Source organism: Woodsholea maritima DSM 17123 (genome assembly GCF_000382325.1).
Classification (GTDB): Bacteria; Pseudomonadota; Alphaproteobacteria; order Caulobacterales; family Maricaulaceae; genus Woodsholea; species Woodsholea maritima.
The window spans coordinates 205,299-232,052 of record NZ_KB908057.1; the positions used below are offsets into that span (position 1 = coordinate 205,299).

Below are 26,754 nucleotides of genomic sequence, written 5' to 3' on the forward strand. Positions count from 1 at the left end.
GGGTCTATGTATCGCGTGCTGGGTTGCCTGACAGAGGCGCACGACTGGTTGTTGGTCGCGGTGGCGGCTTGCCTGGCCGTGCTCACAGGATTTTCCGTGTTTATGGCTTTGCGCCGGGCGCGTGATAGCCAAGGCTCGCGTGCGATTGCGTGGACGATTGCCGCCTCTTTCATCGCCGGTTTTGGCGTCTTCGCGACCCATTTTGTGGCCATGCTGGCTTATCGCCCAGGCTATCCGGTGGGCTATGATGGTGGGCTGACACTTTTGTCATTGGCGATTGGGGTAGTTGTGCCGGGCCTAGGCTTTGGTGTCTGGATCTTCTCCAAACGCGCGGTTACGCCTTGGATTCTTGGGTCTATTCTGATCGGTGGCGGGATTGCAACGCTGCATTATACCGGCATGCGGGGCTTAGAAATTGCCGCGCAACCGCAATGGGATGTGGATCTGGTCATCGCCTCTGTCGTGATGGCGATTGGGTTCAATTTATTGGCCGGGTTTTGCTCGCGCCGGCGTAGCGGCAGTCAGCAAGATAGTCGTTTAGGGCTCATTGCTGGGCCCTTAGCCTTTGTGCTGTCGGTGGTCAGCCTACACTTTACCGGCATGGGCGCGGTGACCTTTGTGCCCGACCCGCGCCTTATGGGGCCGTTGGAGCATACCCAAACCGCCTGGTTGGTTGTCGTCACGGTTTTAACCGGGGGTATCGCGATTGCGCTGGGCTTTGCGGCCGCCTTCGCCGATCGTTTATTCCATGAATATGATGGCCGGATGCGCCAGCGCCAAAGCGCTTTGGCCGATGCCGCGTTTGAGGCGCTGGTTATTCACCGCAAGGGCGTGATCTTGGATGTCAACGCCAAGATGGGCGAGCTGACGGGCTTACCGGTGGAGGAGCTGTCCGGGCGTCAACTTGGCAGCTTCCTTGAGGCCCAGGACGGCCCCCTGCCGCTGGATGATGGTAGCTTCGATCAAGTGCAATTCCTGGCCCATGATGTGGCCTTCCCGGTGGAGCTGTGTACCCGGCGCCTGTCGGGCCATAGTGATGAGGTTTTTGTCACGGCGATCCGCGACTTGCGCGAGCGTGAGGCCCATCGCCTCAAAATCGAAGAACTCTCCACGAAAGACCCCGTGACAGGCTTTAAACGGCGCGAATTATTTGTTGAGCGGGTCAATGCCTATCTGGGTGAGGTCAAGACCCGCGATGAGACCTGTGCCGTGGTGCGCATCTCCATTCAGCGTATTCGCGAAATGTATGAATGGGCAGGCTTTGAGGCGGGCGACCGCATGCTGGCGCAAATTGCTGAGCGTATCCGCACCATTCTGCCTGAAGATGCCATGGCCGCGCGTTTGTCGGGGGAAGATCTGGCGGTGATGTTGCCCGGGCAGGGTGAGGATGATGTCATCACCCGCACCTTGATGGATATGTTTGAGCGGGTGAACCGCCCATTGAGCCAAGGTAAGCGCGTGCTGGAGCCGGAATTGCTGTATGGGGTTTCGGTTTATCCCAGTGATGGTGAGGACGCCGAAACGCTGCTTAGTAATGCCGCGGCCGCGCTGGAAAGCGGCGGCGGGGATCGTATCCGCTTTCACCATCCCGCCTTGAATGAAAAGCGTAAAGCGCGCCTGGAAACGGAGCTGGGCCTGGCCCAGGCGATCCGCGAGGGTGAGTTGAGCCTGGTTTATCAACCGCAATCCTGCTTGAAAACGGGGCGGATCTTAGGGGTTGAAACTTTGGTGCGCTGGTCGCGCGAGGGCGCGCCGATCCCGCCGTCTGAATTTATTCCTGTGGCCGAAGAAACTGGGCTGATCCGGCCTTTGGGGCGCTTTGTCTTGAAGCAGGTCGCGCGCGAAACGGCGCATTGGCCTGAAAACTTAGTAATTTCGGTCAATCTGTCGCCCGCGCAATTTGCCGATCCAGAACTGATTTCCATGCTGGAAAGCATGATCGAAAGCGGTGAGATCAAGCCCTCGCGCTTTAAGCTGGAAATCACCGAAGGGGCGGTGATTGAGGATGCCGCGCGCTCTGCCGCTTTGATGAATACCTTGAAGGCAATGGGCTTTCAGTTGTCGCTGGATGATTTTGGCACGGGGTATTCTTCGCTGTCATACTTGCGCAATTATCCCTTTGATCAGGTCAAGATCGACCGCGCCTTCGTTCATGATGTGGACCGCGATGTCTCCAAAGCGCGCTTGTTGAAAGCCATTGTGGAACTGGGCCAGGCGCTGGATCTCGATACCTTGGCTGAGGGCGCAGAGACGTTAAGCGAGTTGGATCATTTGCGTCAGGCCGGATGTGGTTCGATCCAGGGCTATATCCTCTCCAAGCCCTTCCCGGTGGAAGAGATGGAGGGCTTTATGAGCCGCTATCTGGCCATGCTGGCGCGCGGCGGGCTGGGGGCTAAGCCCCAGCTGAATGTGGTCGCAGAGAGCGATGAGCGCAAATCAGGCCTTAAGACCTAATATTCCTTCTGCCATTGCAGGGCGATTGAGGCATTGGTATCGCCGGTCAGGCGTGACAATAAGGAGAGGTCCGGGCTCAACGTCCATTCTACTTTGGCCGCGCCAAAGGCGGTGCCATCCCCGCTTTCCAGTTCGATATAGACATCATCGCTGACCCGGTGCCCGCCGGTCACAACCACGCCGCCATTGGCCCCGGTGGAGATGTCTAGCCGGTCAAGGCCCGTCATATTGCGTAGGCTGCCAAGGGCGCCAAAAATGTTTTGGCCTGAGAGCTGGGCCGCGAGCTGGGCGGTTTCAAACGCCGTCAATTGTGCGGCAGAGCGGTCAAACAAAAGGCGCGACAGGATTTCATCCTGCGGCAGGCTTGGCGTGCTGGACAGGGTAATTTCAGGCTCGCGAATACGCCCATCGACGGTGATTTGCGCTTCAAATCCGGTACGTCGATGCTCGGCCACAATATGGACCCGGCCATTATTAGGCTGACCGGCAAAGCGCACTTCACCTTCTTTAAAGGCGAAGGGGCGATTGACCAGAAAGGCTTGGCCGCGGATCAGATTGACGCTGCCTTGGACATTCACCTTACGCGCCGTACCCCCGATATGCAGATCGCCGCGCCATTCAGAATTAAAGCTGCGCGCGCTCACAAAAAGATCCCCGGGGGCATGAATGCGATAATCGAGATTGATGGGCAGGCGCGTGCGCGTGCGCATCGTCAGGCCTTCAGGCGCATTGATTTCTTCCACATCCAGGCGGGTAATGCTGGGCCCGCTGGCCTCAGGCGGACGCGCTTCGAGGCGGTTGATCAGCGAGGAGCCCGAAATATTGAGACGCTGCGGATTGAGATCGAGATGAATATTGCCACTCAGGCGTGCTTCGCCATCGCGGCGCTTGAGGGCCTCAAGATGATCAAAGGTAAGGTTGACAATGCCCGATAGGCCTTCGGCATTGAGATCCAGGGTGGCCGATCCGCTGAGGCGGCCTTCACCGCCATCATGGGCCTCCAGGGTTTGGATCTGCATACTCGTGCCATCAAAATCGGCCGCAAAGGTGAGGCCTTGTAGATGGGTGCCGGTTGAGGCCATCTGAAACTCACCGTCATTGAGCGCAATGGACCCGGTCAGATGTGGATCGCTCGCCGGGCCGGTGAAGGTGGATTGGAAATCCAACTGGCCTTGCGCGCGCAGATTCTCAGGCAGTAATAGAAGCGCCAGCGCATCAATCTGGCCATTGATCCGGGCATGGCCCTCCAGGCGCGCCGTGTCATCACCGGCGAGTTTAAGCAGCGAGGGGCTAGGCCCTGTGCGGGTGAGATTAAGCGCGCCGGTCAGCTCTGCGCCATGCAAATCACCCGATACGACCAGATCCTCGCCCAGATTAGCCCCCAGGTGCAGCGTGATCGCGCTTTCACGCGGCATATCGGCCCCATAGACATCATTAAGCCCGATTTGAGCCTCACCCAGCCAGGCCGCGCCGGGATTTTGCAGGTCGATCTGGGCTTGCAAAGTCCCATGCAGCATGGGAAGCCCGCCCAGGCTGGAGAAGATTTGCGCCGGCAGAGCTTCGGCCTCAACGCGCAGGAATGACGGCGTTTGGGGATCGGCGAAGAAGGCGCTCTCAACAGTGACATGTCCGCCGCCCATCACCAGGCGGGTATTGAGACGGCGCCCCTCTGCGCTGCTTTGTAGCTGGATCGGCTCTTGCGCCTGCCATTTTAATCGCCCCCAGCGCCCTGATGCGCGAAGGGCCAGCGTGATGGGGCCATCTTCGGCCCAGACCAGATGCGCAGGCGCGGCGAGGGTAAAGGCTTTGCCCGCGCGCCCTTCCAGATTGAGGCCCAGGCTGAGCCCACTTAGCGGCCCGGATGCGGTGATATGGCCTTCATCAATGATGACGGATTTAAAGGCGGTACGGGTCAGATGAGCTTCACCCTCAATCTGGGCTTGGCGCAGGGCATGGATAGGGCCTGTGAGCGTGAAATCACCGTTCCATTGGGTGAGGCCGGTATTTTTGATAAGACCTAAGCGACTGGTCAGCTGGCCCTCGACCAGATCGGCGGATAGATCGACCAGGCTGACGCCAATCTGGCCATTATCCGTGGTCAGATGAAGACCGGTTTCATCTTTGATCAGGCTGCCAAAGATCGCGATGTCCTGGCGATCATGCCGGGCAAAGATCAGCCACAGCATATCGAGTTGGCCGGATTGCCATTGCGCTTCGATCTGCACATGGGGATTGGTGATCGCGACGGGGCCTAAACTCATCGCCTGCGTGGTGATGACGCTTTGCGCCGCAATGCCGGAGGCGGTTGAGCGCGCCTCAAAGGCGGCGACCAACGCACCATTCACATCAAAAGACGGAATGCCTGTCTGACCGGAAAAGGCGATATTGCCGCGGGTCTGCCAGGCCCCATCACGGCCCGCCTGACCGCTGGCTTCCACGCGCACTTGGCTGGATTGCAAGGTGATGGAGCGCGCTTCGAACCCGGCTTCGCCCCAATGGCCATCAATCTCGCCATTCAGCCCTGTGCCAAGTGCAGCCATGCGATCTGCAAAGCGAAGCTCATCACTGGCGATTTCCAGCCGAAGATCGAGCGTGTCCGGCGCTTGACCTGCGGCGCTCAGATGCGCGCGGACCGGCCCGGTGAGGCTTTCATGAAGGCTCTGGCTGCGGTGAAGCGTGATATCACTCTCAAGATCGAGGGTTTTCGTGGGGAGGCTATAGTGGCCAGAGGTGAGGATTTCCGCCTCACTGGAGGTGAGATGCATGGCCTGCCAACGCGCTTGCTTCTCAGCGCTGATCCAGTCGGCTTCGCCTTGAACGCGTGCTTGCTGGCCCAGCAGCGGATTGACCCGCTCTATCTCGGTGCGTGGGCGGGTTAATTGCCAATCGAGGACGACATGATAGCCACCGTCACGCCGTTCAATCTGGGTCGGCCCGCTCAGGCTGGCGAGCGTGAATTTTGGCCCCTCAACACCCTCAGCGCTGAGGACGCCGTCAAACAAAGGGGCGTCTTTTAAGGCAAACACGCCATCAAGATGCGCGCGCTCAACTGTCAGCGTGTCACCGATCAGGGCGCGCAGAGCCGGGCCGGTGACATCGACTTGGCCCTGCCAGGGCGTTGCGGCGTCTTCGCGGCTGATCGTGATGTCGGCGTGATCAAGATGCGCTTCCACGCCGGTGATATAGGGCTTCGCCATCGGGCCTTTGAGGCTCAGCGCCGCACGCTCACCAAAGGCTGACGCCGTATCGGGGATTTGTGGCCAAGGGGCGAGGGCGCTATCGGCGATGACCTCCCACTGCTTATCCTGCCAGGTGATGCGCGCTTGGCTGACGGCTTCGCCATCCAGGCGCGCGCTCAGATCACCGGTGCCCGCTTGTAAATCGCCTCTCAATGCGCCTTCGACGATCAGGGCGCGCTCTGGCATGCGTAGCAGATGGGCGAGCGGACCTTGGGCGGGCGCTTCTAAATGCAGATCTGCGGTAATATCGCCTTCTGGCGTACGTTGAGCATTGAGGCGTAAAAACTCATCGGCCTCGTCCAGGCGCTCGATGCGCAGGGTCGTGGTGCCGGGGCTTTGTAAAAAACCGGTGAGCGCGGCTTCGACGTGTAACTGCGCGCGTTGGCCCAGCACAGGCTCTTCCAGGACCAGGGTCTCAATCAGGGCGGCTTCTAAATGGATATGCGGCAGGGAAAGCGCCCCGCGCGGTTCGGACGGACTTTCTGCACCCTTTGGGCGGCGTAGGACGTGGATCGTTTGGACGTTGAAGCGATCAACATGGACCGCGTTGGAAAGTAGGTCGCGGGCGCGCCAGTTGAGACTGACATTTTCCGCGATCAACCAGACGCCGTCTTCATCCTCTAGGCTCACGCGCTCCAGGCTGAGATCGGAAAAGAGATCGCCCGTAAGGCCTTCGATATGTAAAGTTCCAAGGCTTCCCAGCTGACGGCCTTCAAGCTGAGACACGACGATGGAGCGCCCGAGAGAGCCGCCCAGGACTAACCGTGCGCCGATGACTAATCCCGCGAGGATGACGAGAAGGATGAGGAGGCCAAGGCCCAGCTTGGTCAGAAGAGATTTGCGCATCAAAAGGCCTGCCCCAAGCTGAAATAGACCTGGAAGGGGTCTTCGCCATCACGCTTATCGACCGGCATCGCAACATCAACGCGAATGGGCGCGAAGCTGAGATAATAGCGAAGGCCCATCCCGATACCATATCTTAATTCGCCCATATCCGGCGTGGTGTCATCCCCGGTGGTGGCGGCATCGACAAAGGCCACGACGCCCCATTTCTCGCGTAAGTGCCAGCGCAGCTCGGTATTGAACTCGACAACTGAACGTCCGCCAATGGGAACGCCCTCAGCATTTTTAGGGCTCAGCTCTTGATAGGCATAGCCGCGCGCCGACCCCCCGCCCCCGGCAAAGAAGCGATGGTCAGCGGGGATGGAAAAACTGCTGGTGCCTACAATCGTGCCAAAGCGCACCCGCGCTGCGGCCAGCACGCGATCTGACAGCGGCCAATAACTGGCCGCGCGCGTATCAAAGCGCACATAGCCACTGCCCGCCCCGCCCGTGGTGATCACGGGTGTGACCAACAGGCCAATATTCCAGCCATCATCGGGGTTTAAGGGATTGTCGCGGGTGTCATAAAGCGCTGAGAGGGGTAGCTCCAGGCTCAAGAAGTCACGCTCATCTTCGCTGTCTTTAAGATGCGAGCCATCCAGGCGCACACCGGCACCCAAGGTAAAAGGGCCAACATGGCGCCGGGTCACATGGGCGGCCAGGAACACCTCTTGTTGATCATAGGCGTCGGTATTTTCAGACTTGGCCCCGGCGCTTAGCTTCAGATCTTGATGGAGCCTTCGCCAATGGGGAAAAAGCAGCTCGCTTTCAACGCCTTGGATCAGAGTTGCCAATTGCAGGCGCGCGCTGAAGGTTTCATCTCCGCCATACACATTGCGCCGTGACCAGCGATTGTCGGTCCCGGCCCCTTCACTGGTTGAATAGCTCAGCGAAGCTTCCAGGGCATGGCGTTTGCGCGGCTCCAAGACGACTTCAATATCGCGCGCGGTTTGATCGTTCTCAGCCGGGGTTAGCAGAACTTCAGCGCTTTGCACGCTGGCGAGATTTTGTAAGGCGCGCTGATAGGCGCTCAGATCATCGCGGCTGGTCGGTGCCCCCGGCTCAAGCGGAGAGAGGCGGCGGATAAAGCTTTCGCGCCAGCCCGGTGCACTTAAATAGACCTCGCCATTGATGGAATATTCGCCTGGGCGATAATCATAGACGACTTCACTATCGCCGCGTGCATGATCGACAATAACCCGGCGAAATCCGGTATCGGCATCGGGCCAGCCGGAGGTTTGTAAGGCCGCAAGGCCCAAACCTTCGGCGTTCAAGATTGCCGTGGCCTCTAACGGATCGCCCGGTTCCACAGGGATGGCGGCGCTGGCCACCGCCTTGGCGCGCTCATCCTCCCGCGTGGAAATCTCTACAGTGCCGACGGTATAGACCGGACCAATTTCGATATCGATGACGACTTCTAAATCATCATCGACGCGCGGAATGACCCGCGCCCCATAATAGCCCTTAGAGCGCAGATAGAGCGTGACTTCATTGGCGCTATCTTGGCCCTGACGCCAGGCTTCAACGCCATTACTTGGCGTTTGAGTATAGGTTTCAAGAATTTGACTGATGTCGCGATGCAAGTCTGCATCCTCAACCCCTTCCAGGGTCGGACCGGCTAACGCCAGGGAGGTCAAGCTGAAAATGGCGCTCGCGAAGGCTGTCATCACTGTCCCTTTATCCCCCCACCTTGTATTCCAGAGCGCCTTGAAACGGTCAACTGGTCATCATTAAGGTCATTCGGTTTGCGCGCCAAGCCACGCTGGACCGAGGTGCTTTTTAAGCGAGGGCCTTGCCTCTTTTTGGTCAAAAACTTGCCGCGAAAAGACCATCACGGATTATGCAACGCATCAGGCGAGGGGGCGTTTCATACCTGTTCGTCGGCATCATGGAGCGAGGCTGGCGAAGGTACCTAGAAACAAAAGGACGAAGATCATGAAAACGACTGTTGTATTGTCTGCGATCGCTGCTTTGGGTTTTGCCGGTGCTGCCCTGGCCCAGGATGAAGTTCAGTTTTCCGACATCGACACCAATGGTGATGCTCAACTGAGCCTGGAAGAGGTTCACGCTGTTTCCCCAAATGTCAGCGAGATTGAGTTCACCGCCTATGACGCAGACGCGGATGGGTCTTTGAGCGAAGACGAATATCAGACTTGGTCTGAGTATAAGGCCGATCAAGAGCCTGAAACGACCCCTGAAGCTGAGATGGATGATCGCCAAGAGCGCTAATCCCTCCTCGCTTTAGAGCCCGGCCCCGCATGGATTACCCCTCCCCAGGTCCATGCGGGGTTTTTTATGCGCGCTATAAAACTTGCCCCAATTTGGCCGCAAATAAGCCGCGAAAAGACCACCACGCCCTCATGCAACCAAAGTTCTGTAGGGCCGTTTTATTAGTGTTCGTGGGCGTCATGGAGCGTTGCTCACGAGATCATAACTTTAAGGATGAAGATCATGAAAACCACTGTTGTATTGTCTGCTATCGCTGCCCTGGGTTTCGCGGGTGCGGCTGTTGCCAATGAAGAGATCACCTTTGCGGGTATCGACACGAATGCCGATGGCGTTTTGAGCCTGGAAGAAGTCCAAGTGGCGGCTCCAGAAGTCACCGAAGTTGAGTTCACCGCTTATGACGCTGATGCGGATGGGTCTTTGAGCGAAGACGAGTTCAATGTTTGGGCTGAGTATAAAGCTGACCAAGCTGAAGACTCTGCTGAGCACAGCTCTGAAGAGGCGTCTGAGCACTAAGCTTAGATCTTAAGTCCTGAGGCGAAAGCCTCAGGACTGAACATAAAGAACCCGCACGGATGCCCCTCCCCGGTCCGTGCGGGTTTTTTGTATGTATTGAGGGGGGGCTGGGAAACGATGGATGATCAAATGGGTCAAACAATAAAAGCCGCTTCATTCCGAAGCGGCCTTTATCATCAGGTCGATTTATCGAGGTGAGCTTAGCAGCTGCGATACTCACCATTGCGCCAATAAGTACAGCCATCACGCTGATTGACATAATATTCACGGCCCGTGCGGCGATCCGTATACAGCTGAGATTGGTAGCTATTATTACGGCTCCAAGGGCAACGGCCATCTTTCTCACAGCCAACAACCGCACCGCCAGCGGCACCGACAGCGGCACCAATAGCGGCCCCCGTGGTGGCATCGCCCGAACCGGTATTATTGCCGATCACGGCACCGGCAGCAGCACCCAGTAAGGCCCCGGTGGTGGCGTCACGGGTGGTGTTTTCATACCCAGCGCAGCCGGCTAAAACGGATGAACCGGACAAAAGGGCTATCATAGCGATACGCATTATGCTCTCCTTTAATTGACTATAAGGAGAACGGTTGGCCCCTATGAGGGTTCCTTATTTTATTGAAAATTTAAAGGGTGTGGCGCGCCTGCACTGCGGGCGAGTTTCACCGTTTTTACGGGCAGGAATTGGCCCTGGCCATCGCTGGCGAAATGAATCAGGCGATGGGCCTCTGGTCTGACATCAATTTGATTGAAACCGGGGGGTTCATCACGGGTGCGCGCGGAAAACGCCGTCGAGGCCCCGATAAACCAACAGGTCTGGCCTTTGGTTTTCAGCGGTAGGGCAAAACTTTCATGCAGATGACCCGTTAGGACAAGATCGCAAACCTGAGCCAGCTGATCGGCGGCCCATAAGCCATGGCGGGTGCGCGCGCGGCCTGTGGGCCCGCTGGGGGCCAGTAAGGGATGGTGACAGGTCAATATCCGTGTTTGCGCGCTCGATTTGCGAAACTCGCTTGTTAATTGCGTCAGGTCTGATTTTGAAATATCGCCTAAAGACCAGTCCAGGCGCATTTGGGCGCGGCGCGCAGAATTAAGGCTTTCAATCTGTACCCCGCCGATCACCAGGGCGTCTTGGGCCATAGCCTCGATCACCGTGCGAAAGCGTTTCCAGGGATGGATCAACCGTGCGAGCAGCGCCCGCGTTGGTGTGTCATGATTGCCGGGTGTGGCCACAATGGGGGCGGGCAAGCGCGCGAAGAAGGCCTTTGTGGCCTCGAACTCATGCTTTCGCCCATTTTGGGTGAAATCGCCCGCCGCGATGACGACATCGGGTTTGTGGCGATGGCAAAGCGCGATAAAGTTCTCAACTAAAGCCTTGTCTTCGGTGCCAAAATGCAAATCCGCGATATGAAAAATCCGGGTCATGTCACCTCTTCAGCCGGTGGGACGAGAACATGGATCGGGCGTTTTAACAAGGTGATGCGCGCCTGGTGTGAGACAAAACGCGGCTCCCCATCAACCATAACGGCTAAAGGCTTTTTTGAGCTGAGCGCCAAGCGCTCGGCTTCAAAGGGATGGGCGCGTTTGGAGTTTAGAAAGTTCATCGAAAGAGCATCAAAGCCCAATCCGGCCAGATCGCCTAAATCGCGGAATCGAAAGGCGAAGCCTTCTAAGATTTTAGGGCAGATCCATTGACCTTCAAAGGCTTGAGCGGGGGGTAGGGTGATATAAAGCCCGCTGACCTTTTTGCGCTGAAAATTTTGATCATTCAGTACCGAAAAGCGAATGCGCGCGGCGAACATTTGGCGCAGGGCCGCCCAGATGCGTTTAAAGCTATCGCGCCAGGGAGATGATCGCGCCCCGGGGCGCAAGGCTTCACGCGCCCAGCCCAACGTGGTGGGAAATCCCACACCAATGGCAATCATGAAGAGGTGATGATCCAAGCAGGCGACCCGCATGCCTTCTTCTTCATACAGATGAAGATTGCGCATAATGTCCTGCGGCGTGCGATCCTCATACAGGCGTTTAGGGAGAAGATTAGCCGTGCCTAAGGGAAGGGGGACCAAAGCCGCTTGGCTTTTATGGTGATAAAGCGCTTCGGCCATGCCGCGCGCTGTGCCATCGCCGCCGGCGACAACAATCGCGTCTGCGCCGCACTTTAGGGCCTCTTCAAGCGCGCTTTCGCCGCTTTCGCTTAAATCCCAAACGCCCTTGACCTCGCCTTGATACAGCGCGGTGAGCTCTTCGATTAAGGCCGCGCTATCCAATCCGGATAGGGTGCCGCTTTTCTTATTCGTCAGAAACGCAATGGTGCGCATGGAAGCTCTCATGGGCTAGCTCGAGGCGCTGGGCGCAGGCTCGCCCTCGGCTTCATAATCAAACACGCTGCCATCACTGCGCGCCATCATCAAAGTGCGCGTGGGATAGGCAAAGCTGACGCCTTCATCGGCAAAGCGTTTAAAGATCGCCAAATTGATCGCGTGGCGAATATCCATAAAGGCGTCATAATCTTGGCTGAGGATATGGCAGACAATCTCAAAGTCCAAGGAACTCGCGCCATAGTCAGCAAAATGGGCGCGCTCAAAGCGTACGCGCTCTTGGCCTTCAATAATCTCTTTGATCCAGTCCGGGATGGCGGCCAAAGCCTCTGGGGTGGTTTGATAAATCACGCCCAGACGAAACAACCAGCGCCGTTCGTGTAGACGTTGGAAATTCTGAATGGTTTCATCGAGCAGATTGGAATTGGTGATAATGATCTGCTCACCCGACAAGGCACGTACCCGCGTAGTTTTAAGGCCAATCTCTTCGATCTCGCCGAGATGATCGCCAAAAACAATGAAGTCCCCGCGCCGGAAAGGCTTATCAAAAACAATCGCCAGTCCCGCAAACAGATCGGTAAACATGCCCTGAGCGGCTAAACCGATAGCGATACCCCCGATCCCCAGACCTGCAATCAGCGCGGTGACATCGACATTGATATTATCCAGGATCAATAACAGCGCGATCGACCAGACAATAACGCCGATGGCGGCGCGCACCATCGCCATGCCGGTTTGGATGGATTTGGTGTTTTCACCGCGCCGTAGGGTGCGTCGATAGACTAAATCGACCAGCATCGAATTGAGGATGCCCGCCACTTCAAAGATCAGCACTACGGTGGTCAGGATATGAAGCGTGTTTCGCAATTGGCGCGGCGCTTCAGAAAATTCGACCCCGATTAACAGACCGACAATGAGAAAAGTGAACCAGCCGACGCGCTTAAAGGCCCCTAAAATGATGTTCAGAAAAGAATAATCCTCGGTCCGGGACTTGGCCAGGATGACGATCTGGCGCAGCACCAGGCCAGCGATCAAAAATCCCAGCGCAACGCCCATTGCCGTGGCGAAATCACCGCTATCCTGGCTGACCCAATCGACAAGTTTATCAAAGGACACACGTGTTTGTTCTGCCGCGCTTTCCAGCACGTGTTCAACGCCGTCTGCACTGTCTTCAAGATTGTCTTCGACCGATTGGGGTTGAGCCATGACGCCTTTGGGGGAAATAAAGAAAAAAGAAGGGCCGGTACGAGGGATCACCGGCCCAGGAGAGTAAGGTTTAAGCTTTAGTCTTCAGAAATGATCGAAGACAGCATCCAAATGGCTTCTTCGTGCCAGGCCATGCGCTCAATCATCATATCGGCCGTGACGAAGTCTTTTTTGTCTTCGCAATCTTCAATCGCGCCGCGCATGGTTTTAACGGCCGTGCGGTGATCCTCGATCAGCATTTCAACCAAGCCGCGCGCGCTTAAGGTTTCATCACGGTCTTTAATCGCCGACAGTTCACCATATTTGGTGTAGCTGGCCGGGGCTTTCAGGCCCAGGGCGCGGATACGCTCAGCGATTTCGTCAATCGCTTCATACAGGTTCTGATACTGACCTTCCGTCAGTTCATGCAGGGAATAGAAGCTGGGCCCGACGACATTCCAGTGAACCCCTTGGGTCTTGATGAACAGCATATAGCTGTCCGCGAGAACCACGCCCAAAACCTCTGCGATGGCTTTGCGATCTTCGCCAGCAATGCCAGTGCCTTGATTGAATTTGGGATCTTGCGGTTTCAACGGGTCTGCGACCATGTCCAGTCTCCATTTTTTACTGTCTAAACGCGGCGCCTTGTCAGGGCACCTTCGCTTAAAACAATGCGTGGACGGCCGGGGCGTTCCCAGTTTTCGCAGATGCAAAAAAATTATCAGGTAGAAGGAACTCAACATTCGTTCGGGCGTTTATTGACTTGGAAGCTCCGCAAAGTGCGGTCGGCTTTCTCGAGCTTTGGAGGCCCAAATGCTACGCATGGCGTTAGCGTTTTTTATTGTGGCGATTATTGCCGCGGTTTTTGGTTTTACCGGGATCGCAGCAAGTGCCGCAGTTATTGCAAAGTTCCTGTTCTTTCTCTTTGTGGTCCTTTTTGCAATTGCTCTGGTCGCAGGCCTCGCTCGAGGCCGTGCTCCGCGGGTCTAGTCTTTTTCCCTAGTCATGGAGAATTACCTATGCGTTTCGCGATTTTAGCGAGTTTAATCTCGAGTGCTGCTTTATTGACGGCGTGTTCTGATGGTCCTGCCGAAAATGCAGGTGAAGACATTGATGAAGCCGTTGAAGAAGTAACCGGTGAAGAACAAAGCACGTTCGAAGATGCCGGTGAAGAGGTGGATGAGGCCACTGACGAACCTCATCAGAAATAACCTCTTTTGGGGAACGCGGATGGCTCTCATCCGTTAGACAGTGAGCGGGTTCCAAGCGCCCGCTTCGCCGCGCAGCCGCCCCCCATGTCCCCCTGGCTGCGCGGCACCCCATCTTAAAAAACCGCCCTTCACGGGCGGTTTTTTTGTGCCTAAATTTCAAGAGGGGGCCCTACCATCTCGGGTGTTTGTGAATGCCAGGCTGATAGCCTTGCGTGCGGGCTCAACAAACGCGGCGCAAGGTCTGTCGTCTAAAAATGTGCGTGTCTCAAAGGGGCCGCTCATCGACATAGAGTAATAGTAAATGCAAAAAACCCGGTCCAAAAGACCGGGTTCTTCGCTTCAGGCGTCATGGAAGCCTTAAATCAGACTACTGACCGGCACTCTCGTCGAGGTCCGCTTCAAAGCCCAGATCGGCTTTGGTTTTTGTCGTCGTAAAGGACCAGCCTTCGTCTTGACCATAAGTCATGTTGATATCGCTAAACGCCATTTCGGCTTTTTCACCGGTCAAAGCGCTGAAACGGTTGCTGGCAACCTCAACACCGGTGATGGTGCCATCGGTGCTCAGATAAAGATCGGTAACAACAGCGACGGTTTCATCTGCAGCGTTTTTCACAGCGGCCCCTTCCAGGGTGCTGTAGTAAAGCGCATCGCCATCCTTGTCGTTATCAAGGTCTAAGCCGACGGGACGCCAGCCATCATTATCTGTGGCGGTTTCGAAATCGGCTTCGGTCAACATCTCAGCGCGTACAATGATGTCATCGCCTTGGGGCTCGATGCGGGCGGCGATGTTTTCAAGGGCAATTTCTTCACCGAACAAGCCAAAGAAACCGCCATAGCTGACGATCAAGGCGTCAACTTCACCATTTTGCTTCAAACGCAAATCGGTGATCGGCAAAGTGCCGTCTGAATAAGCGAGCTCAGCATCTAGCAGCTTGCTGGCTTTGACGTGTTGGGCCTGGGTCTCAGAGTGAGACTGGGTCATAACCTCATCCTGGATGCCAAGAGTGTTTGCAGCCAGGGCTGGGGCAGAAATCGCGCCCAGGGCAATCATAAGGCTAGACGCTAATAGAGACTTTTTCATAACTCTCTCCTTTTTCTAGCACCCGAAGTGGATACAGCTATACAACGAGAGAGACGCTAAGACGTTCCAAGAAATATATTCTCATTTCATATGGAACTAAAACACTTATAGTGACGTTTGTTATGTACTTTTTCTCATGGAAGGGTTGGGGAGGTCAACGCAAGAGAAGGAATAATAAGATGAAACAGAAAACTTCATCTATTCAGGTGGCTTTGTTTGGCCTGGTTTTCTCTGCCTCATTGGCCTTATTAATTGTATCAATTCTCCCGTCATGAGGCGGACATTAAAAAACCCTCTCGATCGAGAGGGTTTTTTATTATTATGAGAAGAGTGACTTAAGCCGGTTGCGCTTCTTGTGTCAGGCCTTCGGCAAAAAACAATGCCTGGGCCATGGTGGCCGAGACGGTTTCCGGCATGAAGGGTTTGGTGATGAGGTAAGTCGGTTCTGGGCGTTCCCCGGTCAATAAACGCTCTGGATAGGCGGTAATGAAGATGACGGGAACATTGTACTGCTCAAGGATTTCCTTGACGGCATCAATGCCAGAGCTGCCATCGGCCAGCTGGATATCAGCCAGGACCAGACCGGGCTTTTTGGCTTTGGCTTTTTCAACGGCTTCTGTGTGCGTGCGCGCAACGCCGACGACATTGTGACCATTGTTTTCGACAATAGCCTGGATATCGAGCGCGATAATAGGTTCATCTTCAATGATGAGCACATCGGTGGCGAGGGCATTGTCGATGGAGGATTGTGCTTTCATCAATAAGCCATCAACCTCTTCTTTGGTGGTGCGCAAAATAGTCGCCGCTTCTAGAGCGGAGAAGCCTTCCACGGCAGTCAAGAGCAGAGCTTGGCGCGCAACGGGCGTGACTTTGGCCAAGCGACTGGCATGGGCGCTGATGTCCATATCGTCTGGGGCATCTTCGCTCAAATGTGGACCGATATGGGCCCAGGTCGTGTGAAACAGTTGATAAAGCGCCACTTGCGGGGTCAAGTCACGATTAAGCTCGGCTTCCCCGGCAATGGCGGCCTCTAAGGCGGCGCGAACGAACGCATCCCCAGAGCGCTGAGAGCCGGTCAGGATCCGGGCATAACGACGCAAATAAGGGATGTGAGGTTTTAAGGATTCAGAAAAGGGCATTCGAAACTGTGACCTCGGATTTGAAGAACTCTAAATACTCTACGCCTAAGATAGGCAATCGGTTCCCAATGGACTGCATAAAAATGGAACCCGATCCAAAAACGTGCGTTTATGAGGGGTGTGCTTACCCATAAAGTAAGCGTGGTATTTCCTAAAAAGGCTCCAGAAATATCGATATGCCAAGATCTAAACAACAGCTCGACAGCCGCACCGAGGTAGAAGGCCAAGATCCTTCCCAGGTCAAGCAGCGTCAAGAAGTCATCGGACGTCGCATCCGTGACTTTTATAATGACGTTGTAGAGGAAGGCGTGCCTGACGCTTTTTCTCAGCTTCTTGATCAGCTTGATCAAGCCCAAAAACGTAATAACGGATAGATCCGATGTCGGACAAGACAGAAAAACAAAGTCTGCCTGACAATGAATTTCGCGATCTATTGTCAGAGGCGATTCCCTATATGCGTGCGTTTGCGCGCGGTTTGACGGGTGAAAAGGCCAGTGCCGATGATTTGGCCCAAGATGCCATGTTGCGCGCCTGGGATCGTCGTCAGCAATTTGCCTCGGGTTCGAATTTTAAAGCCTGGGTGTTCACGATTATCCGCAACCAATTCTATTCCGATCGCCGCCGGGCCTGGCGCCAGGTGCAATTGGATGAAGAAAAGGCCAAGCAGACGCTTTCTAGCGGGCTGGACCTGGATGGGGTGATGGACCTTGATGATGTGCGCCGCGCGATTAAAGAGCTAAGCGAGGATCAGCGCGAAGCCTTGATGCTGGTCGGTGCCGGGGGTTTTTCTTATGAAGAAGCCGCTGAGATCTGTGGCTGCGCCGTGGGTACGGTGAAAAGCCGGGTCAGCCGTGCACGCACCGCCTTGGCGGACATCTTACAGCGCCGGCCAAAGCACGCCGCGGGTGAAGATGGCATCACCGCTTTTGATGCGCTTGAAACTATGGTGCGTGATGTCGAGACCTTGTCGGGTAAGCGCGAGATTGCCTAAATTTCCAGCCCTTGGGCTGTGTTTATATCTTATGTAAGGGGTGGGGGATGGTGAGACGATCAAGCTTACGCCTCCGGCTGCAGCTGATCGCCGTTCTGGCCTTAAGTCTCAGCCCATTAGTCATTCTTTCGATCGCGCAAGGCGTGATAGAATTTCGTGAAGAACAGCGCGAGCAAACCGATCGTCTGTATGCGGTGGGGGCCACGGCCTCACGCAGTTTCGAAGCGGTTTTAGAGCAAAGCGTGGGTGCGATTAGCGCCCTCGCCGCGCAACCGGAAAAACATCTTTTTAATGCCGATTGGTGTGATGAAGCCTTGCTGGCGATTACGGCGGGGCAAAAAGTCTATTCCAATGCCGCGACCATTGATCATGCTGGACGGGTTTTGTGTTCGGCTTTGCCCGGTAATGATGCGGTCAATGTCGCGGACTCGCCCTGGTTTGCGCGCCTGAGAGGCGGCGAAGATGTGGTTTTCAGTGAAGTGTTCTTTGGCCGGATTTCCCATCGCCCAGTGATGATTGCGGCGCGCCGGATCGTTGATGAGGGTGAATTTGCTGGCGCCGTTGTCGTCGCGGTCGACATTCGCCAGGCCTTGAGTTTGCTGCGTACCGACTTTTTGCCTCGCGGCACTGAAATCGCGCTCAGCGATGGGGAAGCCAATCTCATTTTTCAGGCCAATAGCGAACGGGCCGGGAAAATTTCCGCGCTGCCAGCGGAAGCCTTACAGCGCGCAAATGATTTAGCGCGCCCGGTGGTGATTACCGATGATACGGTTATGTCGGGTGAGACCTTATTGATCGCACCTTTGGTGGATGGCGATATTCATCTTGTCTTATTTGCGCCGGGCCTGCTTGGTCCCAACTGGACGGGGTTTGACATCGTTGGCACAGTTTTAGTGCCGGTGATGATGTGGATTTTGGCCCTGATTTGCGTCGGTTTGGCGGTTGATTATTTCGTCCTGCGCTGGCTGACTTATCTGCGCCGGATCGCCAAACTCTATGGAGCCGGGCGCTTAGGTCTCTCGCCTTATCGCGCCCAGAAAGCGCCTGCTGAGGTGCAAGAGCTGGCCGACACCCTCTCCTCTATGGCGTCCTCCTTGGAGGAGTATACAAATGAGCTGCAAAATCTCGCCGAACAGCGCGGGGCTTTGCTGAAGGAAATTCACCACCGGGTGAAAAACAATCTTCAGGTCATCATCAGCCTGTTGAATGTGCAAATTGGCCGGTTGAAAGATTCTGAAGGGCGCACAGTTTTGATGGAGGCGCGCGGGCGGATCAATGCCTTGGCCTTAGTGCACCGTACGCTTTATGAATCCGATGATCTGCGCGTCGTTCATATGAAACCCTTCTTGGAGCAATTGGTGCGCCATATGAAGGAGGTGACCCGGGTTGTGGATCTTTCCGTGTCGGTGGAGGTGCGCAGCGAAGATGTTTGCTTTGAGCCGGATCAATCGGTGCCGACCGCGCTCTTCATTACTGAAGCCATGACCAATGCCTTCAAATATGCGTTTGAGGGCCGCGAACAGGGTCATATCCTGGTCAATCTGCGCCGCTTGGAGGGGGGTATGCTGGAAATCTGTATTCAAGACGATGGCGTGGGTCTGCCTGAAAGCATCAGTAATGGCACAGGGACGTCCTTGATGCGCGCCTTCTCGACCCAATTGGGTGGAGTGTTTGAACGCTATAACGGTGATGAGGGTGGTACAGTTGTGTCTTTAAAAATTCCTGATCCGTCTGTTATTGAGGGAACTGAATTCTAGGTTCGACGTTATTAAGAGGTCTTGTAATGGAGGACGACAATGAAATACGCTATTATGGCTGTGATTAGTGTTTTTGCTTTTGCTCTGACCGCTTGTAACACGATTGAAGGTGCAGGTCGTGATATTGAACATGCGGGTGATGCCATCGAAGATTCTGCGCGTGATGCAAAGAACTAAGTTCCTTACACTGTGATTATTAAAAAGGCCCTCTCAAATTTGAGAGGGCCTTTTTAGTGGTTAACTTATTTTGATTATTGCTTGGCGGGTTCTGTGGGTTGTTCGGTGAAGCCTTCTAAATCGCCGACCGGTTCTGCATCGCGAGTGATTTCCACAGGGCTTTGGGCATAGGCCATCAACAGCTTGGCGACGCTGATCAGGGCGTGTTCATGCACGCGCTCATATCCGTGCGAAGCATCAATGCCGAAGGTTACAAGGGCGGTGCGCACATCTGCGCCGCCTTCCACGGCCGAAGCATTGTCGGAGCGATAATAGCGAAACACATCGCGCTGAAACTGAATGTCATGGCGTTTGGCCAGATCAATCAGCTTATGGGTCAGGTGATAATCAAACGGCCCGGTCATGTCGGCCATGCCAATGGTGACCCCAGTTTCTTTGGAGTTTTGGCCCGGCGCGACAGCGCCATTATCCACGGCGATCAAAGACGCGACGTCATGGGTCAGGATGGAGGAGGCACCAACGCCAACTTCTTCAGAAATCGAGAACAGGAAAAGCGTATCAACGGGCAGCGCGGCGCGGCTGTCTTTTAAGGCTTTAAGCGCCGCCAGCATGGCCGCGACCCCGCCCTTGTCATCAAGATGACGCGAGACGATGAAGCCATTGTCCAAAAACTCCGTCATCGGATCAATGGAAATGAAATCGCCTACCGCAATACCCAGATTTTCGACCGCGTGGGCATTGTCGGCATCGGCATCGATGCGCAGCTCTACCTGGGTCCAGGCCACAGGCTGGGTGTCGATTTCCTTGTTATAGACATGGCCGGAGGCTTTAAGCGGCAGGATGGAGCCGCGATAACTGCCACGCTCGGTATAAAGCGTACATCTGGCACCTTCAGCAAAGCGTGCTGACCAATGGCCAATTGGGGCCAGGGCCAGGCGGCCATTGGCTTTGATGAAGGCGACTTGGGCCCCTAAGGTATCGAGGTGGGAGATGATGGCCCGCGCGGGCTGTTCTTTTGCGCCGGGCAGGCGAGAGCGGATCGCGCCGCGCCGGGTCAGCTCATAATCTATGCCCAAACGGCCTAATTCTTCACCGCACCAGCGCGCGATTTCATCGGTATACCCGCTAGGGCTGGGGATGGCCAAGATATGCGCCAAGGTGTCTTTTAAATAAGCGATGTCGAGCTTTAACTCAGGCATGGGCAAGGCCTCCTTGGTGGGGGTCTAGGCGCAGGGTTTGCGGGAAGAGAAGGTCTAGAAAACGCTCCACAACCGGTTGCGGCTCGTGATTGGCTAGGCCCGGGCGTTCATTGGCTTCAATGAAGATGAAGGCGTTATCCTCGGGCGCTTTGACGATGTAATCCAGGCCGACGACCGGCATGCCCAGGGCTTCGGCCGCGGCCAGGGATGCGGCGCGAATGTCCGCGTGCAGGATCTGGGTCACATCATGCAAGGTGCCGCCGGTGTGAAGATTGGCCGTGCGGCGCACCTCCAGGCTTTCCCCGGCAGGCAGAATGTCATCAAGGTGATAGCCGCCCGCTTTGACGCAGCGTTCGGTTTCTCCATCTAAGGGAATACGCGATTCCCCATCCGTGGCGGCGGCGCGCCGGCGGCTTAGCCCTTCGATCAAAGTGCGGATTGTATCCTCTCCATTGCCTTGAATGCGCGGACGTTTGCGCAGCGCCGCGGCGACGATCGCCCCGCCAATCACCAGAACGCGTAAATCCTCACCCGGCATGAAGGTTTCAACGATCACTTCCGGGCATAAGGTTTTGGCCGCATCAATCGCCTGGGTTAAATCCGCTTCGCTGCGAATATCCACGCAGACACCCCGGCCCTGCTCCCCGCGTGCGGGCTTGACCACCACGGATCCAGCCCGGTGGAGGAGGTCGAGCGCACCCGCTTCATCATCGCCCTTCACGCCTTCTGGCACAGGAAGGCCAATTTCGCGCATCAGGCGGCGGGTGACTTGCTTATCATCACAGCGGCTCATCGCGACGGCAGAGGTCAGCTCGGTCAGGGATTCCCGGCATACGATGGAACGCCCGCCATGGGAGAGGCGAAAAAATCCGCCCGGCGCGTCCAGCACATCGACCGAAATGCCGCGCCGTCGCGCTTCATCCACGATAATGCGCGCATAGGGATTAAGCCCGGTCTCGAGCGGCTTTCCAGTGAAGAGTTTTTCATTGATCGGATTTTTGCGCTTCACCGTAAAAAATGGGATGCGCTCAAAGCCTAAGCGCTCATACAGGCGTATGGCCGATTCATTGTCATGGATCACGGACAGGTCAACATAATTGCATCCGCGCGCCGCCATCTGTCCGGCGAGGTGGCGGGTCAAAGCCTCACCGATTTTGGCGTGACTGGCGCGCTGATCGACGGCCAAGCACCATAGTGATGAGCCATGTTCGGGGTCGCCAAAGGCGCGCGCATGGTCGATCCCGGTGACCGAGCCGATAATTTCGCCAGTTTTATTATCTTCCGCGACCAGATAGATCCGCGCACGATGATCGCGCTTTGACCAGAAAAACGCCGGATCGACGGACACCATACCACAGGCCGCATAGATGCGGTTGACCGCATGGGCATCAGCTTCGCTGCACAGCCTGCGCACAGTAAAAGTGCGCGGCGGATCAGCCACCGCGCGAAAGGTTGATAAATCCAAGCGATAGGTGTGGGAGGGATCTAAAAACACATCCTGCGGGGCCAGCGCCAAGAGGACATGGGGGTCACGCACATAAAAGGCGATATCGCGCCGATCCGGGGCTTCATTCAGCAGGATATCAATCAGGCTTTGTGGATCATCAAAGGTGGGCGCAAACAAAAGATGGCCCCAGCCGCAATCGAGATCCGCATTACGGCTGAACCCTTCCTGGGCGTTAAGGGGCGAGGCGCGTTCATCCTGTTTGGGCAACATGGATTGTTCGCGCTTACGCTTCAGGCGGTGTTGCAGAGCTTTCGTCACGGGGCGTTGTCCGACCTGGGTCATGGCAAGCTGCCTTCTTGATCATGGGCCTCCAGCCACAGCGAGAGCACCCCGATTTGCCAGAGCTTAGACCCACGCAGCGGCGTGATATGGGCTTCTGGATCATCTAGAAGTTTATCAATATACGCCGGTTTGACGAGTCCTCGATCACGGAAAGCCTGGCTGGTGACGCTGTCACGGACCATGTCCAGATACGGCCCTCGCAGATATTTCAAAGCGGGAACAGGGAAATAGCCCTTGGGCCGGTCGATGACCTCATGGGGTAAAATATCGCGGGCGATGGCCTTTAAGAGGCCCTTTCCGTCTTCGCGCAGATGGAAATCAGCCGGACATTGCGCGGCAAGCTCGATAACTTCATGGTCCAAGAAGGGGACGCGCGCTTCCAGGCCCCAAGCCATGGTCATATTATCGACGCGCTTAACCGGGTCATCGACCAGCATGATATGACTATCCAGGCGCAGCGCCTTATCAATGGGATCATCAGCGCCTTCATGGGCGAAATGTTGCTCTACAAAGGCGCGCGAATAATCCTCGCTGATCCAATCGGGATAGAGCACCTCATGCATTTGCGTGTGAGGGCGATCAAAGAAGGCCGCGTGATAGGCTTTTAGGGGATCGTTCGCCCCTTTCATCGGTGGATACCAGTGATAGCCGCCAAAGGCTTCGTCCGCGCCCTGACCGGATTGCACGACCTTGACATGTTTGGAGACTTCTTCTGAGAGCAGGTAAAAGCCCACGCAATCATGGCTGGTCATGGGCTCGGCCATGGATGCGATCACATGGGGCAGAGCGGGCAAAGCGCGCGTGCTGTCGACTTCGATCTTATGGTGCTGGGTGGCATAACGCTGGGCGATAATGTCCGAATACTGAAACTCATCGCCCTTTTCCTCGCCCACGGTTTCAAACCCGATAGAGAAGGTGTTGAGGTCTTTCGCCCCGGCCTCTGCCAACAGCGCCACGATGAGGGAGCTATCAAGCCCCCCTGAAAGCAAAACCCCCACGGGCACATCCGCGATCAAACGACGTTTGACCGACAGGCGCAGGGCCGCCTCAATGCGTTCGCGCCAATCATCGAAGGTCAGATGGCGATCGGCCTCGGGCGTATTATAGCTGGGCTGCCAATATTGCGCGCTGCGGGTTTGTCCATCGGGCTCGATCACCATGATGCTGGCCGGGGGCAGCTTGCGCACCCCCTTCATGATGGTCATCGGGGCCGGAACGACGGCATGGAAGCTGAAATAATGGTGCAGCGCGCGCGGGTCTAAGCCGCGATCCATATCCCCGCCCGCCAACAGCGCCGGCAAGGTCGAGGCAAAGCGCAAGCGCGTGTCAGTCTGTGAGAGATAAAGCGGCTTAATGCCTAAGCGGTCACGCGCCAGGGTCACACGCCCGCTTTCACGCTCCACAATCGCAAAGGCAAACATGCCATTGAGCTTTTTGACGACATCTAGGCCCCAGGCGTGAAAACCTTTCAAGATGACTTCGGTGTCACTGGTGGAAAAGAAATTATAGCCCTTGGCCTCTAGCTCGGCGCGTAGGTCCTTGTGATTATAAATACAGCCATTGAAAACCAGGCTAAGGCCCAGCGCGTTATCCACCATCGGCTGATGGCCACACTCGCTCAAATCAATGATTTTTAGGCGGCGATGGGCCAGGCCCACATGCTTGTGGGCGTGAACGCCAAATCCATCCGGGCCGCGCGGGGCTAAAGTCTGGGCCATGCGGGCCAAACTGGCCCCGTCGGCAAACTGTCCATCAAAACGTATTTCGCCCGCGATTCCGCACATATGTTGTTATTCCTGTATTGAGAGTGTAATTTTAGATCGAATCTGAAGGAGTGTGGCGCGCAAAACCACATTCACAAAATAGAAACTGAGCAAAATGGTTTCAAGAAAAATTCAGTTATTTGTAATTTTCTCTTATTCTCAGGGTGAGTTCAGGGGGGTTGGTTGAAAATTTTGAGAACGCGCTATATAATACTATAATATTTTTTATGTTTCACCCAAGGGGCTTTTACGGAGGTTCCTTTAAAAGGAGGTTTTATGGTTCGTCATATCTCTCGTCATGCCCGCAAAGGGCGTATTGCTGCGCTGACCGGTCCTGAGTTGAATGTCGCCGATATGGAGCTGGCGTCGCGCGTGCTGGCCGATCACGGTTTTCGCTTGGCGCTGGTTGCCCAGGATCGTGGAATTTTGCGCACGCATACCGGCAGCGGAGAGATTAATTTCGTCGTGTCTGATCTGGTCGAAGAGGTCGATCTCACCCAGTATGAGGGCCTGGTGCTGCTTGAAAGCGCGGCGCAGGTTGCGAAAAGCGCACGTGAACTGGCTGAGAAGTTTTTGGCGGCGGATAAGGCCGTTATGGCGCTGGCTCAAAGCGTTGAGGTGCTCGCCGATCTGACCAAGGTTGAGGTCAAAGACCACCCCGATGTGGCCATGGCCATACATGGTACGCTTTATGCCGCTTCGCCCAAAGAAGGGCGCGCCCATGCCGTCGAGGTGTTTGCCGAGCAGGTTGCCGCCTAGACAGGTAATGAAAGAGCGCCCCGCTGGGCGCTCTTTGTGTTATGATGCAGCGCCATTGTGAAGGCTATGATCGAGGCTTTCGCGATAGCTTTGACCCAGCGGTAATTGCGCCCCGTCACTCATAACCACTAAACGCCGCCGCCCATCGCTCTCCACCGCTTCGACTTGATCAATCTGTACGATGTGCGAGCGGTGGATGCGGATAAAGCCGTGATCTTTAAACTCATCTTCCAGATTGGCCATGGTTTCACGGACCATTAAGGATCGTGTGCCGGTATGCAAATAGGCGTAATCTTTACAAGCCTCTATGCGAATAACGGTGTCGACAGGGACGCGGATCTGACCCTTAGTCGTTTGCGCCCAATAGATATGGGCTTCGCTGGGTTGAGTTTGGAGGGGGGCGGTATGCCAGCCCGGCCCTGTATAATCGAGGGTGCGATCCAGCGCGCGCGCGATGAGGCGTTTTCGTGCCCGCTCCAGCGCAGTGATCAGGCGCTCTTTAGAGATGGGCTTGAGGACATAATCGGCACTTTCCAGATCAAAAGCGCTGACAGCATAGTGATCAAATGCGGTCACGAAAATAACCTCACTATGGAAGTTTGCCCGTAAATGCTCGGCCAGATTCATGCCATTCATCAGCGGCATTTCAATATCCAGGACCGCAATATCAATGGGCGTTTTTTGAATTTTAGCCAGAGCCTCTTCACCATTAGCGACGCTGGCAACAATGTTAATATGCGGCAGGTTTTGTAAGATCAGCTCGATTTTTCGACGTGAAAGCGGTTCATCTTCTGCGATCAGTACGCGCATTAAGTTACCCCCTGATGTGTTGGAAGACGCGCTGAGACGAGAAAACCGGAAATCCCTTCACGTAAATGTGGGCCTGCGTTGAAATGAACGGGGTCGCGAAAGACCAGGGCCAAGCGTTGGTTTACATTATCAAGCCCGGTGTGAATGCGAAGGTTATCTTGCTCGGGTGTGCGCTCTGGTAAGCTATTCCATAAGGATAGCGTAAAGTGAGATGGTAGATGGGGTTCCGCTTTGATGATGAGATGCACAGTTTTTGCACTGTGTCTTACGCTGTGTTTGAACACATTTTCGAGTAAGGGCTGGAGTGCGAATTTAGGAACTTTGTAGGCTAGGCAGGCGTCGTCAATATCCCATTGAATATTAACCCGATCGGCAAATCTAAGGCTTTCCATATCCAGATAAAGCTTGCTGATCTCAATTTCTTCTTTGAGCTCAATCATAGGCTCGTCATTTAAAGCAAGGCTTCGGCGTAATAAGTCGCCTAAAATAATCGTGGCCTCATCGGCCTTTTTATTCTCCTCCAAAACAATCAAGGCGCTGACTGTGTTCAGGGCATTAAATAAAAAGTGGGGATTGAGAGAGGCTTGTAAGTGATTGAGCTGACTTCTATGTAAGTCAGCTTCCAATTTCGCGGCGCGTGTTAGATCTGCACTATGCGCCTCAACCCTGCGAGTATAATATAGGCCGAGCGCGGTAAATGCGTGTACCCAGCCTACAGTTGCAATCGACATGAAGAATAACGATGTGAGGCTATAAGTCTCATTCATCGCATGGGCATCTCTTTTAAAATTAAAAAAGGCATAGATGAAGCTGTGTACAAGGATGGTTGCAAGGACTCCTAAGAGTGGGCCCCAGAATTTTTGCTTTCGTGCAATGGGGATTACATGGCCTAAAGCCAGGATTGCCCCAATAATGCCTTGCTCTACTTGATAGCTGATCCAGCCATCAGGCAGTGGCCCAACGCCTGATCGCCAGCCCAAATAACTCATGAAGAGTAAAATAATCCACATAAAGAAATATAGCCCCATGCCAATCAGGCAGAGGCGAAGAAAAGCTGTGTTTTGATATAGGCTTGATTTTGTAATCATTGGGGCAGTGTAGCGATTGTGCCCAAAAAGCGTAGGCCCTTTCATCGTAAATTCCGCAAATTTGTCGCAAAGCTGGACGCGCTCAACGCGCCACAAGCAGCGTGGTCGCAAGCGCGCGTTCTGAGTGAAAACAGACTGTTACCCCTGATGGTCTGCTGCAGATGACCTG

24 protein-coding genes are annotated in these 26,754 nt (G+C 55.3%); 10 read left to right on the forward strand and 14 right to left on the reverse strand.

Annotation, left to right across the window (positions count from 1 at the left end):
* The first annotated feature begins 6 nt into the window (after positions 1-6).
* Positions 7-2,454, forward strand: a complete 2,448-nt coding sequence (locus H151_RS0106500; protein ID WP_019960840.1) for a bifunctional diguanylate cyclase/phosphodiesterase — start codon at positions 7-9, stop codon at positions 2,452-2,454.
* On the opposite strand, the gene H151_RS0106505 is transcribed toward H151_RS0106500, so the two are convergent.
* Both H151_RS0106505 and H151_RS0106510 read right to left on the reverse strand, forming a co-directional pair.
* Positions 2,451-6,539, reverse strand: a complete 4,089-nt coding sequence (locus H151_RS0106505) for a translocation/assembly module TamB domain-containing protein (protein WP_019960841.1) — start codon at positions 6,537-6,539, stop codon at positions 2,451-2,453. The two genes, H151_RS0106500 and H151_RS0106505, sit on opposite strands and share 4 nt — an antisense overlap.
* Positions 6,539-8,242 carry an autotransporter assembly complex protein TamA gene (locus H151_RS0106510; RefSeq protein ID WP_019960842.1) on the reverse strand — a complete coding sequence of 568 codons (1,704 nt, stop codon included), beginning with the start codon at positions 8,240-8,242 and terminating at the stop codon, positions 6,539-6,541. Before H151_RS0106510 ends, H151_RS0106505 begins: the two co-directional genes overlap by 1 nt.
* 268 nt (positions 8,243-8,510) lie before the next feature.
* Here H151_RS0106510 and H151_RS0106515 point away from each other — a divergent pair, with 268 nt between their 5' ends.
* Positions 8,511-8,804: an EF-hand domain-containing protein gene (locus tag H151_RS0106515; RefSeq protein WP_019960843.1), complete on the forward strand. Its 294-nt coding sequence runs from the start codon at positions 8,511-8,513 to the stop codon at positions 8,802-8,804.
* 222 nt (positions 8,805-9,026) lie between these two features.
* Entirely contained in the window at positions 9,027-9,317 is a 291-nt protein-coding gene (locus tag H151_RS0106520) for an EF-hand domain-containing protein (protein ID WP_019960844.1), read from the forward strand.
* Positions 9,318-9,517: 200 nt separating this feature from the next.
* On the opposite strand, the gene H151_RS0106525 is transcribed toward H151_RS0106520, so the two are convergent.
* From H151_RS0106525 to H151_RS0106545, 5 genes are all read right to left on the reverse strand, one after another.
* On the reverse strand, positions 9,518-9,874 hold the full coding sequence (locus H151_RS0106525; protein ID WP_019960845.1) for a YMGG-like glycine zipper-containing protein: 357 nt from the start codon (positions 9,872-9,874) through the stop codon (positions 9,518-9,520).
* 59 nt (positions 9,875-9,933) lie between these two features.
* Positions 9,934-10,743, reverse strand: a complete 810-nt coding sequence (locus tag H151_RS0106530) for a metallophosphoesterase family protein (RefSeq protein ID WP_019960846.1) — start codon at positions 10,741-10,743, stop codon at positions 9,934-9,936.
* Positions 10,740-11,636 (reverse strand): diacylglycerol/lipid kinase family protein, encoded by an 897-nt coding sequence (locus tag H151_RS0106535; RefSeq protein WP_019960847.1) that lies wholly within the window; start codon positions 11,634-11,636, stop codon positions 10,740-10,742. The genes H151_RS0106530 and H151_RS0106535 overlap by 4 nt, the downstream gene beginning before the upstream one ends.
* Positions 11,637-11,651: 15 nt before the next feature.
* A complete protein-coding gene (locus H151_RS0106540; protein WP_156823407.1) occupies positions 11,652-12,842 on the reverse strand; it encodes a mechanosensitive ion channel family protein in 1,191 nt (396 codons plus the stop codon).
* 77 nt (positions 12,843-12,919) lie between these two features.
* On the reverse strand, positions 12,920-13,429 hold the full coding sequence (locus H151_RS0106545) for a Dps family protein (RefSeq protein ID WP_019960849.1): 510 nt from the start codon (positions 13,427-13,429) through the stop codon (positions 12,920-12,922).
* Positions 13,430-13,634: 205 nt separating this feature from the next.
* Between H151_RS0106545 and H151_RS17330 the strand changes: the two genes are divergently transcribed.
* On the forward strand, positions 13,635-13,811 hold the full coding sequence (locus tag H151_RS17330; RefSeq protein ID WP_019960850.1) for a DUF1328 domain-containing protein: 177 nt from the start codon (positions 13,635-13,637) through the stop codon (positions 13,809-13,811).
* Positions 13,812-13,840: 29 nt separating this feature from the next.
* Positions 13,841-14,032, forward strand: coding sequence for a hypothetical protein (locus H151_RS0106555; RefSeq protein WP_019960851.1), 192 nt, complete (start codon positions 13,841-13,843; stop codon positions 14,030-14,032).
* Positions 14,033-14,399: 367 nt separating this feature from the next.
* On the opposite strand, the gene H151_RS0106560 is transcribed toward H151_RS0106555, so the two are convergent.
* A complete protein-coding gene (locus H151_RS0106560; RefSeq protein ID WP_156823408.1) occupies positions 14,400-15,113 on the reverse strand; it encodes a PRC-barrel domain-containing protein in 714 nt (237 codons plus the stop codon).
* Positions 15,114-15,448: 335 nt separating this feature from the next.
* Positions 15,449-16,252, reverse strand: coding sequence for a response regulator (locus H151_RS0106565; RefSeq protein ID WP_019960853.1), 804 nt, complete (start codon positions 16,250-16,252; stop codon positions 15,449-15,451).
* A 176-nt stretch (positions 16,253-16,428) separates the two neighbouring features.
* Between H151_RS0106565 and H151_RS15700 the strand changes: the two genes are divergently transcribed.
* From H151_RS15700 to H151_RS17335, 4 genes are read left to right on the forward strand one after another with little or no spacing between them, the layout of a single operon-like run.
* Positions 16,429-16,626 (forward strand): NepR family anti-sigma factor, encoded by a 198-nt coding sequence (locus H151_RS15700; RefSeq protein WP_019960854.1) that lies wholly within the window; start codon positions 16,429-16,431, stop codon positions 16,624-16,626.
* 5 nt (positions 16,627-16,631) lie between these two features.
* Entirely contained in the window at positions 16,632-17,243 is a 612-nt protein-coding gene (locus H151_RS0106575; protein ID WP_019960855.1) for a sigma-70 family RNA polymerase sigma factor, read from the forward strand.
* A 47-nt stretch (positions 17,244-17,290) separates the two neighbouring features.
* Positions 17,291-19,000 (forward strand): sensor histidine kinase, encoded by a 1,710-nt coding sequence (locus H151_RS0106580; RefSeq protein WP_019960856.1) that lies wholly within the window; start codon positions 17,291-17,293, stop codon positions 18,998-19,000.
* A gap of 39 nt (positions 19,001-19,039) precedes the next feature.
* The gene (locus H151_RS17335; protein ID WP_083918466.1) at positions 19,040-19,177 is read left to right on the forward strand and encodes an entericidin A/B family lipoprotein; all 138 of its coding nucleotides are present in this window, start codon (positions 19,040-19,042) and stop codon (positions 19,175-19,177) included.
* 74 nt (positions 19,178-19,251) lie between these two features.
* Here H151_RS17335 and H151_RS0106590 read toward each other — a convergent pair whose 3' ends face one another.
* From H151_RS0106590 to H151_RS0106600, 3 genes are read right to left on the reverse strand one after another with little or no spacing between them, the layout of a single operon-like run.
* Positions 19,252-20,376, reverse strand: coding sequence for an osmoprotectant NAGGN system M42 family peptidase (locus H151_RS0106590; RefSeq protein WP_019960858.1), 1,125 nt, complete (start codon positions 20,374-20,376; stop codon positions 19,252-19,254).
* The gene (ngg, locus tag H151_RS0106595; RefSeq protein WP_019960859.1) at positions 20,369-22,165 is read right to left on the reverse strand and encodes an N-acetylglutaminylglutamine synthetase; all 1,797 of its coding nucleotides are present in this window, start codon (positions 22,163-22,165) and stop codon (positions 20,369-20,371) included. Before ngg ends, H151_RS0106590 begins: the two co-directional genes overlap by 8 nt.
* Positions 22,162-23,949, reverse strand: coding sequence for an N-acetylglutaminylglutamine amidotransferase (locus H151_RS0106600; RefSeq protein WP_019960860.1), 1,788 nt, complete (start codon positions 23,947-23,949; stop codon positions 22,162-22,164). Before H151_RS0106600 ends, ngg begins: the two co-directional genes overlap by 4 nt.
* Positions 23,950-24,204: 255 nt before the next feature.
* Here H151_RS0106600 and H151_RS0106605 point away from each other — a divergent pair, with 255 nt between their 5' ends.
* The gene (locus H151_RS0106605; protein WP_019960861.1) at positions 24,205-24,687 is read left to right on the forward strand and encodes a hypothetical protein; all 483 of its coding nucleotides are present in this window, start codon (positions 24,205-24,207) and stop codon (positions 24,685-24,687) included.
* A gap of 39 nt (positions 24,688-24,726) precedes the next feature.
* Here H151_RS0106605 and H151_RS0106610 read toward each other — a convergent pair whose 3' ends face one another.
* On the reverse strand, positions 24,727-25,497 hold the full coding sequence (locus H151_RS0106610) for a LytR/AlgR family response regulator transcription factor (protein WP_019960862.1): 771 nt from the start codon (positions 25,495-25,497) through the stop codon (positions 24,727-24,729).
* Positions 25,497-26,630, reverse strand: a complete 1,134-nt coding sequence (locus H151_RS16955) for a sensor histidine kinase (RefSeq protein WP_083918468.1) — start codon at positions 26,628-26,630, stop codon at positions 25,497-25,499. Before H151_RS16955 ends, H151_RS0106610 begins: the two co-directional genes overlap by 1 nt.
* Positions 26,631-26,754 lie beyond the last annotated feature (124 nt).